The sequence below is a fragment of the Porphyrobacter sp. CACIAM 03H1 genome (genome assembly GCF_002215495.1).
Taxonomy (GTDB): Bacteria; Pseudomonadota; Alphaproteobacteria; order Sphingomonadales; family Sphingomonadaceae; genus Erythrobacter.
In genome coordinates, this window is the sequence record NZ_CP021378.1 from 2,808,830 (window position 1) to 2,821,642 (window position 12,813).

The following is a 12,813-nucleotide window of genomic DNA, read 5'->3' on the forward strand; positions in this document are numbered from 1 at the left end:
AAGTGCCACGCAGCGCCCCGCAATTCGGTTTACGCGGGCGTAAAGCACGCCCTCTCGCACAACAGGAGAGAACACCCATGAGCATCAGCTTCAAGGACAAGGTCGCCATCGTCACCGGCGCGGGCGGCGGGCTCGGCAAGGCCTATGCGCTCGAACTCGCGCGGCGCGGCGCGAAGGTCGTGGTCAACGACCTCGGCGGTTCGCGCGACGGCACCGGCACCTCGGACGCCGCGGCGCAGGTTGTCGCCGAGATCGAGGCGATGGGCGGCGAAGCCATCGCCAACGGCGCTTCCGTCACCGAATTCGAGCAGATGGAAAAGATGATCGCCGACGCCAAGCAGAAGTGGGGCGGCGTCCATGTCCTCATCAACAACGCGGGCGTGCTGCGCGACAAGACCTTCGCCAAGATGGAGCCGGCCGACTTCGAATTCGTCGTCAAGGTCCACCTCACCGGCTCGGCCTTCGCCACCAAGGCCGCTTGGGAAACCATGCGCGAGCAGGGCTATGGCCGCATCCTGATGACCGCCTCCTCGACCGGCCTGTTCGGCAATTTCGGCCAGGCCAACTACGGCGCGGCCAAGCTCGGCCTTGCCGGCCTCACCAAGACGCTGGCGCTCGAAGGCGCGAAGTACAACGTGCGCGTCAACACGCTCTCGCCGGTCGCGGGCACCCGCATGACCGAGGACCTCTTCCCCGAGGAAGCCTTCAAGCTCTTCGCGCCCGAGAACGTGGTCCCGGCCGCGCTCTACCTCGTCTCCGAGGACGCGCCGACCAACGCCATCGTCGGCGCGGGTGCGGGCGGCTACCACTCCTCGTGGACGGTGATGAACGAGGCCGTGTGGCTGCCGGAAGGCGAGCGCACCCTCGAAGGTTTCGCCGCGCGCTGGGAGGAGATCAATTCCTTCACCAACCTGATCGCCCCGCAATCGGGCAGCGAGCAGTCGGCCAACATCCTGAAGGCGATGCAGAAGGTGACCGGCACCGGCCCGTCGAGCGCCCGCGGCTGATCCGGCATTTCCCAACGGACAAATAGAGGCCCGTCCCCGCGAGGGGTCGGGCCTTTGCTTTGAAGCGGACAAAGCGGACACCCTGTCCGCTTTGCTTGGTCACGAATATTTCAACCTTTTCAACTGTCTGCACCCGCTTTCGCAAAGCGGACGGACAGGGAAGCGGGGCCTTGTTTCGCGCCCCGGGCGATCCAACGGCCTCGTAGACCGGGCACAACGATGGGAAAGAGCCGGGCGGATTGTAGAGGTGGGCATAGATGTAGGAAATGGCGGTATTCGCTCATCGTCAGCCAAAAGCTGACGTTCTGAAACCGACCCATAGCCGCCGCTTCCGGTTGCCTTCACCGAAGATCTTGGCGAAACAAGCGAGCGTTGATTTCGCAGCGGCGTAGGCAATCGAGCGCTGCATTCCGCGCCGGATCGGCTTATAGACCGTGGGATTGAGGAAGAATGGCCGAATACGTCTGGGTCAGCTCGCTGTTCGATAACGCGACGCTCAACCGTGGCTGGGACATCGATCTCTTCCATGACGGCAAGACAGACGAAGGCTCGCTGCTGTTTGCGAACAAGAACGGCAAGCCGATTGCGAGAGAACTGCGCCCCCACAAGATTTGGGCCAATGCTGACGACCCACCGATCGAGAAGCTGCCTCCTGTTTTCAACATCGGCTATGCGCTGCTTGTCGCCGACGACGTCACTTTCGTTTTCGATGGGCTCGACCTTGGCGAGGGCGAAGTGCTGCCGTTGAACGAAGGCATTTTTCAATCGGATCAGAAGACGAGATACGCCAAAAGCTATTCGAGCTGGGTGATCGGCAACAAGAAGACTGCCGTGGTGCTGGATGCAACTACAGCGAAGATCAAGTTAAGCTCAATGGACGTTGTGTGGGATCTTGATGGTTCACGCCTGCTGGCCGACGATGCGGTGGCCGTCACCAGAGATGCACTGGCGGGTCCGGATCAATGGGTCGATCCGCTCTTGCAAGGTTCTCTCTTCTTCAGCGCCCGTCTCGGCGACCGCATTGTGGAGGCAGGCCTGAAGGATGCCTTTTTAATGCGCCGATGCCGCGTTATCTGATCCGCTCAGGGTGACACGAAAAGCCGTCATTCGCCTTCCCACCCAGTTTCAGCCATCGAAGAAGGCAGTCAAGAAGCCCGAAAGCTGCCATTCTCGCCGCTCGGGCGCACCTCGCAGCGCCTACTCCTCCACCGCCTTCAGCAGCCGTCGCTCGACGGGCGCGAGGACGTTCGCCAGATCGTGCCCGCGTTTGAGCACCTGACCGTGCTCGCCGAACAAGGTCCACATGCCCTGCTTGCCACGCAACGCAGGCCGCTTTTCCACCCGCGCCTGCGGGCGTTCGGCGGCGCGGCGGAAGGCGGCGAAGGTGGCGGCGTGGCGGGTGAAGTCCATCGCGTAGTCGCGCCATTCGCCGGCCGCGACCATCCGTCCGTAGAGGTCGAGGATGCGCATCAGCTCGGGCCGTTCGAAGCCGACCTGGTCCGCGCCCCGACCGGGGAAGGGAACCACCTGTCCGGGCATCCCCGGCGTTTGCGGTGCAGCCATCCCTGCGCTCAGTCCTTGGTTCCGCTCTTGCGCGCCCGCACCGGCTGGAGCGGCGGCGGCGGAGCCTCGCGTTCGGCGAGCAGGGTCTTCATCGCCGCCATCTCCTCGCGCATCTGGGCGATCTCGCTCTCGAGCTTCTCGATGCAGTCGCGGCGCGGGCGGCCTTCCTCGTCGCAGGGCGGATCGTCGCAGGGCGTGCCGTAGGGCACGAATTCGCGCATCCATTGCTCCGCCGGGACCAGGGTCGAACGCGCCTTGATCCCGACCATCGTTGCGCCGGCGGGCACATCGTCGGTGACGACCGCATTGGCGCCCACGCGGGCCCGCTCGCCGACCACGATCGGCCCGATGATCTGCGCGCCCGAACCGATGATGACATTGTCCTGCAAGGTCGGGTGACGCTTGCCGCCCTTGCCGTTGGCGGGGTTGGTGCCGCCCAGCGTGACGCATTGGTAGATCGTCACGTTGTCGCCGATCTCCGCCGTCTCGCCGATCACGGTGAAGCCGTGGTCGATGAAGAAGTTCTTCCCGATGGTGGCGCCCGGGTGGATGTCGATCGCGGTCAGGAGGCGCGAGACATGGTTCACCAGCCGCGCGAGGAAATAGAGCCGCGCCTCGAACAGCCAGTGGGCGATGCGGTGGAAGCCCAAGGCCCACACGCCCGGGTAGAGCAGAATCTCCCAGCGCGAGCGCGGCGCGGGATCGCGGGCGCGGACCGAGTCCAGATAGCTGACCAGTTGCTCGAACATCGCCCCTCGCTTTTCCCACCAAAGCGCCGCCGATGCAATCGGCGAGCGCTGACCTACAGGAGCCGCTGCTGTTCGGGGCCGTGCAGGGCCTCGAGCGCAGCGCGCCAGACAGACATGGTGGCGGGCGTCTGGCGTTCAAGGGAGATCCGGTCGATCGCCGCCACCAGCGCCTCGATCGCGGCGAAGCTGCGGGTGGTGCGGGGTACCAGATAGTCCGCCGCGCCCGCCGGCAGGGAGAGGCCGCGCGCCTCGGCGTGCGCGAGGATCAGCTCGCCCGCCATCGCGTCGTCGGGGGGCTGGATCGCGAGCTGGAGCGAGCCGCCGATGCGCGAGGCGAGGTCCGGCAGCTTGATCCGCCAGCCGGGGCCGTCCGCTGCGTCGGCATTGGCGATCAGCAGCAGCGCCCCGCCCTCTCGCGTGCCGCCCTGCTGGACCGCGTTCCAGCGGTGGAACAGCTCGGCTTCCTCGAGCGTCTCGGCATCGTCGATCACCTCGAGCCCGGCGTCGGCGTGGAGCCCCTTCGCCCAGCGCCCGAGCAGGCTCTTGCCCGAGCGGGGCGGGCCGGTGAGGACGGCGACGTGGAAGGGCCAGCTGGCGGGATGCTGCAAGGCGTCGATCACCGCCGCGTTGGCAGCGCCAACCACGATCCGCTGCGTCGCCCCGGGCACGGAAAGCGGAAGGGCAATCTGGGACGGCTCGCCCATGACGGGTCAGGCCCTAGCGGCTGATAGCGAGCGCGTTCGCCCCGCGCCGCACGCTGAACCCGCGCGCCTCGAGCGCGGCGGCGAGTTCCTCGAGCGATCCGGCGAAGCTCACGCTCATCACCGAGGTGCCGCCGATCGCGGTGCTGGTCACGCCCACGCCGCGCACGCCTCCGGTGCCGCGCACCGCGCCCAGCGCGGCATCGAAGGCGGCGGCATCGGGGGTGGCGAACTGGACGACGATGTTGCGCACCTGCATTTCGCCGGGCTCGATCCCGGTGACGGGGGCGGCCTCGATCCGCGGCACGCCGGCGCCCGCCAGCGCCGCCTCGGCGGCACGGCGCGCCTGCGCGGCGCGGCCGATCTCGATCAGCCGCTGGATCGCCGGATCGATCTCGCCCACGCCGCCGAGGCGCAGCGTCGGGTCGGGCCGCAGCTTGCCCGAGGCCAGCGCGCCGGTGAAGATCTGGTCCATCCGCTCGACCGCCTGCGCGAGCATGGCCGGCAGTGCGTCGGGGTTGTCGGCCTTGAGGGTGAAGCTGCCCAGCGGCCGGCTGTCGGGGCCGTAGCGCGCGGTGAAGGTACCGGTGACCGGCCCGCCCGGGAACTGGTGGTCGAGCCGGGCGAAGGCCATCACGACGTCGGTCGCGCCGTACTGGTCGAGCGTCGAGCGCCACCAGGCGCGGCTGCGGCGGCCGGTTTGCCCGAAATTGACCAGCAGCGAATCGCCCCCCGCGCCCGACAGGCGCACGTAGTCGATGCGGCTGGTGCCCGGGTTGAACTCGGCCCAGGCGCGCTGCCAGGGGTTGCGCTGTTCGAAGGTGATGTAGGCGCCGCCGCTCTCCTGCACCGGAATCACCAGCAACGGGGCCGAGCGCGTCGCCTGCTGCGCCCCGCCGAGATAGCCGCTCGCGCGCTGGCGGTCGAACACCACGCCGAGCGTCGCGATATAGCGGCGGGGGCCGAGCCGCTCGCGCTCGATCACGATGGCGGAAACCAGCCCGTCGAGCTGGCTGTCGGAGAGCTTGGGGCCGTTGAGCTTCGCCCAGGCCTGGCGCTGCGCCTCGCGCCAGCCGTTGGCGCGGGCTTCCTCGGCGGTCTTGCCCTGCACGTCGACGCTGATGCCCTTCACCTCGATGTCGGCGCTGGCGGCGGTCGGTGCAATCCCGCGCTCGCCCGCGACCTGCGCCAGCAGGGCATAGCCGCCCCCGAGCAGGCCCAGCGCCAGCGCGGCACCACTCACCCAGCGGCGAAGCGGTCGGGAGGAGGCGGCAGCGGGGCCGGGAGGGGAAAGCGTCGCGCTCATGGGGAAAATCGCTTGTCCTTTGCCCAATGGCGAGTGGAATTCCAAGCGCGAAAGGCTAAGGGACTGCGCATGACCTCGGGGACAAACGACGAGAGCACGCCGCAAGGCACGGGCTACACCTATGCCGACGCGGGCGTTTCGATCGCGGCGGGCAATGCGCTGGTCAAGGCCATCGCGCCTTTGGCGAAGGCCACCGCGCGCCCGGGCGCGACGAGCGAGCTCGGCGGGTTCGGCGGGTTCTTCGACCCCAAGGCGGCAGGATATTCCGATCCGCTGCTAGTCGCGGCCAACGATGGCGTGGGCACCAAGCTCAAGCTCGCGATCGAGCATGACCGGCACGACACCGTCGGGATCGATCTGGTCGCGATGTGCGTCAACGACCTCATCGTGCAGGGTGCCGAGCCGCTGTTCTTCCTTGACTATTTCGCCACCGGCAAGCTCGAGAACGGAGTCGCCGAGCGGGTGATCGCGGGGATTGCGGAGGGCTGCAAGATCGCAGGCTGCGCGCTGATCGGCGGCGAGACGGCGGAGATGCCGGGGATGTATGCGCCCGGCGACTACGACCTCGCCGGCTTCTGCGTCGGCGCGGTCGAGCGCGGCGAGCAGTTGACGGGCGACAAGGTTGCGCCGGGCGACGTGCTGCTGGGCCTTGCGTCTTCGGGTGTCCATTCCAACGGCTATTCGCTGGTGCGCAGGCTCGCGGCAGACAAGGGCTGGAAGCTGAACCGCCCGGCCCTCTTCGATCAGGAGCAATTGCTGATCGACACCCTGATCGCGCCGACCCGCATCTATGTCGCGAGCCTGCTGCCGCTGATCCGCGCTGGATCCATCAACGCCCTCGCCCACATAACCGGCGGCGGCCTGCTCGAGAACATCCCGCGCATCCTGCCGCAAGGCGCGCACGCCCATGTCGATGCCGACCTCTGGCCCCAGCCCCGCCTGATGGCCTTCCTCCAGGCGCAGGGGAACATCGAGCCCGAGGAGATGGCGCGCACTTTCAACTGCGGCGTCGGCATGGTGCTGGCGGTCAGCGAAGCGAAGGTCGCCGAAGTCACGGCCCGGCTCGAGGCGGCGGGCGAGACCGTCTTCCCGGTCGGCCGGATCGAGGCGGGGGAGAAGGGTTGCACGGTGCGCGGCTCGATCGAGACCTGGTCCGCCAAGAGCGACTGGAGCGCCACGCATCTTGGCTGAACTCCGCCCTTCCCGTTCGTGTCGAGCGAAGTCGAGACACATGGCGACGGGCCTCTCGACTTCGCTCGGGGCGAACGGAGGCGGGTTGTGACCGGCAAGGCCAGAATCGCCGTCCTCATCTCCGGCGCCGGCACCAACATGGCGGCGCTGGTCTATGCCAGCCGCATCGCCCCCTGCCCATACGAGGTGGTGCTGGTCGCCTCCAACGACCCCGAAGCGGCGGGTCTGAAACTTGCCGCCGCCGAGGGGATCGCCACCTTCGCCCTGCCGCACAAGGGCATGACCCGCGAGGCACATGACGCTGCGATGGAGGCGGCGGTGCTGAAAGCGGGCGCGGACCACATCGTGCTGGCTGGCTACATGCGCATCCTCTCGGACGGTTTCGTCGAGCGGTGGGAGGGCCGGATGCTCAACATCCATCCCTCGCTGCTGCCGCTCTACAAGGGGCTCGACACCCACGCCCGCGCCATCGCGGCGGGCGACAGTCATGCGGGCACCAGCGTCCACCTCGTCACCCCCGAGCTCGACGCGGGCGAAGTGCTGGCGCAGATCGCGGTGCCGATCGTGCCCGGCGACACCCCCGCCAGCCTCGCCGAACGGGTCAAGCTTGCCGAGCACCAGCTCTACCCGCGCGCGGTGGCCGACTACGTGTCGCGCTGGCGCAACCCGGCCTGGCTGCTCGATCAGCTCCGCGCCCGCGCCCTCGCCCTGCCCGAAACCTGCGAGCAGGAAAGCTTCGGCTCGGCCGGCTTCCGCGTCGGCGAGGGCAAGTCGGGCAAGTATTTCGCCTATTTCGCCGACCGACCCCACGGCCACGAGCGCATCGCCCTTCTGGTCAAGGCCAGCGGCATGGACGAGCTCCACGCCCTCGTCGAGGATCAGCCGGAGACCTATTTCAAGCCCGCCTTCTACGGCGCGAGGGGATGGGTCGGGATCGTGCTCGACCGGCCCGATCTCGACTGGGGCGATGTCGAGGCGTGGCTCCAAAGAAGCTGGCGCGCGGTCGCGCCGAAGCGGCTGACGCGGCTGATGGACGTGGCCGAGGAATTCTGATGCCGCCCACCCGCGATCACCTGCTGGCACGCGGGCCGCTGGCCGAGCGGGCCAATGCCTTTCTGGGGCGGGCATGGGAGCGCGGCTGGCTACCGCCGCCCGTGCTCGATCCGGAGGCGCTCTGGGCGCTCGCCGCGAAGCCCTATGGCGCAAGGGCCGAGGATGTCGAGCACGGCGGGCGCAGCGGGGAGGACGTCGCCGATTTCCGCGAGCGGCTCGTCCGGCTCATCGCCGCGATCGAGGCCGACGCCGATCTCAACCCGCTCGGGCGGGCGATGGCCTGGGGGCAGCTGTCGCGGGTGGTGAAGAACCGCCTCGCCTTCGGCGCGCTATGGCGGGAGCGGCCCGAATTGCTAGAAACCCCGCTCGCCCCGCCGATCATCGTCATCGGCCATATGCGGAGCGGCACCACCCGCATCCACACCCTGCTGGCGGCGGACCCGGCCTTTTCGCACACCCGCTATTGCGACGCCTATCACCCCGTCCCCGCGCCGCTGGGCATGAACCGGGTCAAGGCGGCGTTGGAGTTGGCCATGCTGGGCGCGCTCAACCCGTGGATGCAGTCGATCCACCCGATGGCGCCGGCGGCGGTCGAGGAGGAGCTGGCGTGGATCTCCGCCGCGCTCCACCATTCGATCTACGAGAGCCAGTGGCACATCCCCGCCTATTCCGCTTGGAGCGAGGCGCGCGATCCTGCCGCCGTCTATCGCGAGTTCGCGCGCATCCTCGCCACCGACGCCGCGCACCGGGGCATTGCCGAGCGTCCCCGCGTCCTCAAGGTCCCCGCCTTCGCCGAGGACTTGTCGACCCTGCTCGCCCTGTTCCCCGACGCGCGTCTGGTGCTGGCGGAGCGCGAGCACGAGGCGGTGCTGAAAAGCGCGATCAGCCTTGCGGCGAACCAGATGGCGATGCAGTCGGATTCGTGCTGCCTCGAGAGAATCGAGGCGCGCTGGCGCCACAAGATCGCCCTGCGGGAGGCGCGCATAGCGGCGGAGCTGGGGGGCTGGGACGGGCGGATCGCGCGGGCCAGCTTCGATGCGCTCAACGAGGATTGGGAATCCGCCATCGCCTCCGTCTACGCCGAACTGGGCCTCATCCTCACCCCTGAGGCGCTCGGCGCGATGCGCCGCGTGATGGCGGCGAGCGAAGCGGGGCACCACCACGCGCACCGCGAACAGCTCGCGCGGTTCGCCGCCTCGCCGCGCTGAGCGCGTCGACCTGCCTCACCGCGCTTCCTCGGCATCGATGTTACTCTATATCATCGAGGGATGAACGCCTTCCTCGACTTCTTCAACGATCCCGCCACCGCCCCGCGCTATGCCGAGGGGCCGCCACGCTTCACGCCGGGCTTCGGCGACATGCAGACAATGACCGCGATCCTGATGGCGGAGCGGGCCGGGCCCGAGGCCGAGGTCCTGGTGCTGGGCGCAGGCGGCGGGCTGGAACTTGCGGCCTTCGCGGCGCTGTTCCCGCGCTGGCGCTTCGTCGCGGTCGATCCCGCCGGACCGATGCTGGCGCAGGCGCGCGAGGTGATGGGGGAGGCGGCGGCGCGGGCGCGCTTCGTCGAGGGCCTGATCGAAAACGCGCCTGCCGGGCCCTTTGCCGCGGGATGCTGCCTGCTGACGCTCCACTTCCTGGAAAGCGGCGAGCGGCTCGAGACCTTGCGCGCGGTCCGCCGCAGGCTCGCACCGGGCGCGCCCTTCGTCGCGGTGCATTGCAGCTTCCCGCAGGCCGAGCCCGATCGCACGACGTGGCTCGACCGCTATGAAGCCTTCGCGCTCGTGCAGGGCGTTGATGCGCAGCTGGCCGCGAAGGCGCGGGCGGTCACGACAAGCCTGCCGGTGCTCGACCCCGCCGAGGACGAAGCCCTGCTGCGCGAGGCGGGCTTCGGGGATGTCAACTTGTTCTATGCCGGCTTCGGCTGGCGGGGCTGGGTCGGCTACGCCTGACCCGCCCCGCCGGCACGGATTGGGTCAGCCGACGATCTCTTCGTCCTTGAAGAAGAAGGCGATCTCGATCGCGGCGTTTTCTTCGCTGTCCGAACCGTGGACTGTGTTCTCGCCGATCGAGAGGGCCAGTTCCTTGCGGATCGTGCCCGGGGCGGCGTCGGCGGGGTTGGTGGCGCCCATCACTTCGCGGTTCTTGGCGACGGCGTCCTCGCCCTCGAGCACCTGCACCACCACCGGCTCGCTCATCATGAACTCGACCAGCTCGCCGAAGAAGGGGCGCTCCTTGTGGACCGCGTAGAAGCCCTCGGCCTGTTCGCGGGTCATGTGGATGCGCTTGGAGGCGACGACGCGCAGGCCGGCGTCTTCCAGCATCTTGGTGACCGCACCGGTCAGGTTGCGGCGGGTGGCATCGGGCTTGATGATCGAAAAGGTACGGGTGACCGCCATGGGAAGCTCCTGTGAACGTCTTTTGTTGTTGGGGGAGAGTTTGGCCGCGCCCCTAGATGCTGCGCTGCAAAATGGCAAGCCTGTGCGGGCGGGCCTGCCGATGTGCGGCGGACCCGCGCCGATCAACGGCGCCGGGGCGCGCTGGCAGGCCGGTTCAGCCGCCCTTTTCGCTGCCGATGATGATCTGTCCGGTCGTGGGCTTCCCGTCGGTCGCGGTGACCGAGAGCGAGGAGCCGTCGGCCTTGCGCTCGCCGCCGACCATGCGCGTGCCGTTGGTGTTCATCTCGAGCTGGATGTCGAACCCGGCCGCCTTGGCCGCGTCGCGGTAGTGGGCGACGACCGCCTCGGCGGGAGCGTCGGCCTCGAAGGTGATCATCGTGCCCTGCCCGCCGGGCTGGTTGACGACGGTGTTGGTGACGATCTTCGATCCGGGGAACAGGGTGAACCCGTCCGGCAGGCTGACCGGCACCCCCGCGCCCGAGCGCATGGTGGCGGTGCCGTCCGGCCCCTCGACCGTCATGCTGGTCTCGCCGGTGTCCTTGTCGATGGTGTATTCGGCGTTCTGGCCGTCCTCGGTGGTGAACTCGCCCGAGGTCTCCGAACCGCAGGCGGCGAGCGCCAGCGCGGCGGCGCCTGCGAGGATGATGGCGGTCTTGCGCATGGATCATGTCCCCCCTGTCACTGGGGCGGGAGCATCCCCCATCGGCGGCCCGGGCGCAAGCCCTCAGCCCTTCTTGACCCAGCGCCCGTCTTCCTGCGCGAAATAGGCGCGCTCGATGCCCTCGCGCCCGTCCTGCGCGCGCCACGCCTGCCGCGCCTCGGGTGCGAGGTCGGGGGGGAAGAGCAGGAAGACGCGGGCGAAGCCGGGGCAGTCGCGGAAGGTGCCGTCGGCGAGGATCAGGTGGCTCGCGCCGTTGGCGGCGACGGGCTCTGCAGCGAGCAGGATCGGCTGGCGCTCGGCTCCCGGCGCATCGGCGGCGCCGTGGGCGAGGAAGCTTTCCGGCCCCGCCTGCCACAGCGCGGCATCGATCGCGGCGCGCTGCCCGGCATCGGCCGAAACGACCAGCACGCGCTCACCCTGCCCGATCGCGCGCCGGGCGATGAGGGTGACGACCTTCTCGACCGGATCGTCGGTGACCTGCCAGAAATCCAGTTTCATGAGTCTTGGTCGTCCTACCGCTGCGCTACTTGAGGACGGGGGCCTTCCCCCGCCTGCACCGATCGGAACAATACTTCACATTGTCCCAGTCCCGCTCCCACTTCTTGCGCCATGCGAAGGGCAGCCCGCAGGCGAGGCAGGTCTTGGTGGGCAGGTCACTTTTCTTCCGCATTTTTGGCATGAACGGCCTACCGCTTCGCTACTCGAGGCCGTTCATGCGTGGCATCAACCCTCGACCACATCCCGCACGAACTGGTCGATCAGGCGCACGCCGTAGCCGGTCGCACCCTTGTCCCAGGTGTGGCCGGGCTTGTTCGACCAGACCATCCCCGCGATGTCGAGGTGCGCCCAGGGGGTGCCTTCCTTGACGAAGCGCTGGAGGAACTGCGCCGCGGTGATGGAACCGGCCTCGCGCGGGCCGATGTTCTTGATGTCGGCGACCGGCGAATCGATCAGCTTGTCGTAAGCGGGGCCGAGCGGCATCCGCCACAGCTTGTCGCCGCTCGCCTTGCCGGCGGCGTCGAGCTGCTGGGCGAGCGTGTCGTCATTGGCGAACATCCCGCCATACTCGTTGCCGAGCGAGATGATCATCGCGCCGGTCAGCGTCGCGAGGTCGACGATCCGGGCGGGGGCATATTGCTCCTGCGCCCAGTGGAGCGCGTCGCACAGCACCAGCCGGCCTTCGGCATCGGTGTTGAGCACCTCGACCGTCTGGCCGCTCATGGTGGTGACGATGTCGCCGGGGCGCTGGGCCTTGCCGTCGGGCATGTTCTCGACGAGGCCCATGACGCCGATGACGTTGGCCTTGGCCTTGCGGCCCGCCAGCGCGAGCATCGCGCCCGCGACCGCGCCCGCGCCGCCCATGTCCCACTTCATGTCTTCCATGCCGGGGCCGGGCTTCAGCGAGATGCCGCCGGTGTCGAAGGTCACGCCCTTGCCGACGAAGACCGTGGGCGCCTCGCCCGCCGCGCCGCCGTTCAAGCGGATCGCGAGCAGCCGGGATTCGCGCTCCGAACCCTTGCCGACGCCGAGCAGCGCGCCCATGCCGAGCGCCTCCATCTCGGGTTCGCCCAGCACCGTGATCTCGACCCCGGTGCCCGCGAAGGCTTCCTCGCAGGCAGCGACGAAGGTGGCGGGGTAGATGATGTTGGCGGGCTCGGTCACGAGGCGGCGGGTGAATTCGACCCCGCGGGCGACCGCTTCCTCGCGGGCCCATGCGGCCTCGGTGCCCTCGGGCGCGTTGGCGACGTGGACCGCGGCGAGCGAGGGCCGCTTGTCGGCGGCAAGCCGCGTGCGATAGGCGTCGTGCCGCCACGCGCGCAGGCGCAGGCCCAGCAGCACCGCCGCGGCGTCATCCGCCGAAAGGCCCGCACCGCCAAGGTCGAGCGCCAGCGCCGTCTCGCCCGAGACCAGATACTTGGCCGTGATCGCCGCGCCGGCGCGTTCGCAATTGGCGCGGCGGTCGGCGGAGCCGGTCTCGCCAAGGCCCGCCAGCGCGATCCGCCGGACCGCCCCGCCCACGCCTGCGAAGCCCTCGAACAGCTGCCCCGCCCGGCCCGAGAAGCGCGATGCGGCCGCGCCCTCGACGATCGTCTCGTCCAGCCCGGAGAGGCTCTGGCCCTGATTGATCACCCGCGCCTGGAGGCGGACATCGGAGGGAGCGGCGGCGGTGAAATGGATCTGCATGG

Annotated in this window: 15 protein-coding genes; 6 read left to right on the forward strand and 9 right to left on the reverse strand. The window is 68.9% G+C overall.

Annotated features, from left to right (window positions below; translation table 11 throughout):
- The first annotated feature begins 77 nt into the window (after window positions 1-77).
- Both CBR61_RS13435 and CBR61_RS13440 read left to right on the forward strand, forming a co-directional pair.
- Window positions 78-1,007, forward strand: coding sequence for an SDR family NAD(P)-dependent oxidoreductase (locus tag CBR61_RS13435; RefSeq protein ID WP_088914821.1), 930 nt, complete (start codon window positions 78-80; stop codon window positions 1,005-1,007).
- Window positions 1,008-1,457: 450 nt separating this feature from the next.
- Window positions 1,458-2,084 carry a hypothetical protein gene (locus tag CBR61_RS13440; protein WP_088914822.1) on the forward strand — a complete coding sequence of 209 codons (627 nt, stop codon included), beginning with the start codon at window positions 1,458-1,460 and terminating at the stop codon, window positions 2,082-2,084.
- Window positions 2,085-2,204: 120 nt separating this feature from the next.
- On the opposite strand, the gene CBR61_RS13445 is transcribed toward CBR61_RS13440, so the two are convergent.
- Genes CBR61_RS13445 through CBR61_RS13460 form a run of 4 tightly spaced genes read right to left on the reverse strand, consistent with a single transcriptional unit; the run spans window position 2,205 to window position 5,326 of the window.
- A complete protein-coding gene (locus tag CBR61_RS13445) occupies window positions 2,205-2,570 on the reverse strand; it encodes a DUF2794 domain-containing protein (RefSeq protein WP_233996736.1) in 366 nt (121 codons plus the stop codon).
- An 8-nt stretch (window positions 2,571-2,578) separates the two neighbouring features.
- Window positions 2,579-3,319, reverse strand: a complete 741-nt coding sequence (epsC, locus tag CBR61_RS13450) for a serine O-acetyltransferase EpsC (protein ID WP_088914824.1) — start codon at window positions 3,317-3,319, stop codon at window positions 2,579-2,581.
- Between the two features lie 53 nt (window positions 3,320-3,372).
- The gene (locus CBR61_RS13455; protein WP_088914825.1) at window positions 3,373-4,023 is read right to left on the reverse strand and encodes an HdaA/DnaA family protein; all 651 of its coding nucleotides are present in this window, start codon (window positions 4,021-4,023) and stop codon (window positions 3,373-3,375) included.
- Between the two features lie 13 nt (window positions 4,024-4,036).
- Window positions 4,037-5,326 (reverse strand): hypothetical protein, encoded by a 1,290-nt coding sequence (locus tag CBR61_RS13460; RefSeq protein ID WP_088914826.1) that lies wholly within the window; start codon window positions 5,324-5,326, stop codon window positions 4,037-4,039.
- A 69-nt stretch (window positions 5,327-5,395) separates the two neighbouring features.
- Between CBR61_RS13460 and purM the strand changes: the two genes are divergently transcribed.
- From purM to CBR61_RS13480, 4 genes are all read left to right on the forward strand, one after another.
- On the forward strand, window positions 5,396-6,517 hold the full coding sequence (purM, locus tag CBR61_RS13465; RefSeq protein WP_088914827.1) for a phosphoribosylformylglycinamidine cyclo-ligase: 1,122 nt from the start codon (window positions 5,396-5,398) through the stop codon (window positions 6,515-6,517).
- An 87-nt stretch (window positions 6,518-6,604) separates the two neighbouring features.
- On the forward strand, window positions 6,605-7,570 hold the full coding sequence (gene purN / locus CBR61_RS13470) for a phosphoribosylglycinamide formyltransferase (protein ID WP_088914828.1): 966 nt from the start codon (window positions 6,605-6,607) through the stop codon (window positions 7,568-7,570).
- Window positions 7,570-8,778 carry a sulfotransferase gene (locus CBR61_RS13475; protein WP_233996737.1) on the forward strand — a complete coding sequence of 403 codons (1,209 nt, stop codon included), beginning with the start codon at window positions 7,570-7,572 and terminating at the stop codon, window positions 8,776-8,778. The genes purN and CBR61_RS13475 overlap by 1 nt, the downstream gene beginning before the upstream one ends.
- Window positions 8,779-8,838: 60 nt before the next feature.
- On the forward strand, window positions 8,839-9,519 hold the full coding sequence (locus CBR61_RS13480; RefSeq protein ID WP_088914829.1) for a class I SAM-dependent methyltransferase: 681 nt from the start codon (window positions 8,839-8,841) through the stop codon (window positions 9,517-9,519).
- Between the two features lie 24 nt (window positions 9,520-9,543).
- Here the strand turns inward: CBR61_RS13480 and ndk are convergent, their stop codons facing one another.
- The 5 genes from ndk to CBR61_RS13505 all read right to left on the reverse strand — a co-directional run bounded on the left by ndk (window position 9,544) and on the right by CBR61_RS13505 (window position 12,811).
- Window positions 9,544-9,966: a nucleoside-diphosphate kinase gene (gene ndk, locus CBR61_RS13485; protein ID WP_088914830.1), complete on the reverse strand. Its 423-nt coding sequence runs from the start codon at window positions 9,964-9,966 to the stop codon at window positions 9,544-9,546.
- Between the two features lie 154 nt (window positions 9,967-10,120).
- Window positions 10,121-10,627: a hypothetical protein gene (locus CBR61_RS13490; RefSeq protein WP_088914831.1), complete on the reverse strand. Its 507-nt coding sequence runs from the start codon at window positions 10,625-10,627 to the stop codon at window positions 10,121-10,123.
- 63 nt (window positions 10,628-10,690) lie between these two features.
- A complete protein-coding gene (locus tag CBR61_RS13495) occupies window positions 10,691-11,125 on the reverse strand; it encodes a DNA polymerase III subunit chi (RefSeq protein ID WP_088914832.1) in 435 nt (144 codons plus the stop codon).
- 25 nt (window positions 11,126-11,150) lie between these two features.
- Window positions 11,151-11,306: a DUF2256 domain-containing protein gene (locus CBR61_RS13500; RefSeq protein WP_088914833.1), complete on the reverse strand. Its 156-nt coding sequence runs from the start codon at window positions 11,304-11,306 to the stop codon at window positions 11,151-11,153.
- A 44-nt stretch (window positions 11,307-11,350) separates the two neighbouring features.
- Entirely contained in the window at window positions 11,351-12,811 is a 1,461-nt protein-coding gene (locus CBR61_RS13505; RefSeq protein ID WP_088914834.1) for a leucyl aminopeptidase, read from the reverse strand.
- Window positions 12,812-12,813: the final 2 nt, after the last annotated feature.

Excerpts from the sequence above, each read along its gene's own strand:
- CBR61_RS13435 (WP_088914821.1), top strand. The coding sequence starts at position 78 with ATGAGCATCAGCTTCAAGGACAAGGTCGCCATCGTCACCGGCGCGGGC.
- CBR61_RS13440 (WP_088914822.1), top strand. The coding sequence starts at position 1,458 with ATGGCCGAATACGTCTGGGTCAGCTCGCTGTTCGATAACGCGACGCTC.
- CBR61_RS13445 (WP_233996736.1), bottom strand. The coding sequence starts at position 2,570 with ATGGCTGCACCGCAAACGCCGGGGATGCCCGGACAGGTGGTTCCCTTC.
- epsC (WP_088914824.1), bottom strand. The coding sequence starts at position 3,319 with ATGTTCGAGCAACTGGTCAGCTATCTGGACTCGGTCCGCGCCCGCGAT.
- CBR61_RS13455 (WP_088914825.1), bottom strand. The coding sequence starts at position 4,023 with ATGGGCGAGCCGTCCCAGATTGCCCTTCCGCTTTCCGTGCCCGGGGCG.
- CBR61_RS13460 (WP_088914826.1), bottom strand. The coding sequence starts at position 5,326 with ATGAGCGCGACGCTTTCCCCTCCCGGCCCCGCTGCCGCCTCCTCCCGA.
- purM (WP_088914827.1), top strand. The coding sequence starts at position 5,396 with ATGACCTCGGGGACAAACGACGAGAGCACGCCGCAAGGCACGGGCTAC.
- CBR61_RS13475 (WP_233996737.1), top strand. The coding sequence starts at position 7,570 with ATGCCGCCCACCCGCGATCACCTGCTGGCACGCGGGCCGCTGGCCGAG.
- CBR61_RS13480 (WP_088914829.1), top strand. The coding sequence starts at position 8,839 with ATGAACGCCTTCCTCGACTTCTTCAACGATCCCGCCACCGCCCCGCGC.
- ndk (WP_088914830.1), bottom strand. The coding sequence starts at position 9,966 with ATGGCGGTCACCCGTACCTTTTCGATCATCAAGCCCGATGCCACCCGC.
- CBR61_RS13490 (WP_088914831.1), bottom strand. The coding sequence starts at position 10,627 with ATGCGCAAGACCGCCATCATCCTCGCAGGCGCCGCCGCGCTGGCGCTC.
- CBR61_RS13495 (WP_088914832.1), bottom strand. The coding sequence starts at position 11,125 with ATGAAACTGGATTTCTGGCAGGTCACCGACGATCCGGTCGAGAAGGTC.
- CBR61_RS13500 (WP_088914833.1), bottom strand. The coding sequence starts at position 11,306 with ATGCCAAAAATGCGGAAGAAAAGTGACCTGCCCACCAAGACCTGCCTC.
- CBR61_RS13505 (WP_088914834.1), bottom strand. The coding sequence starts at position 12,811 with ATGCAGATCCATTTCACCGCCGCCGCTCCCTCCGATGTCCGCCTCCAG.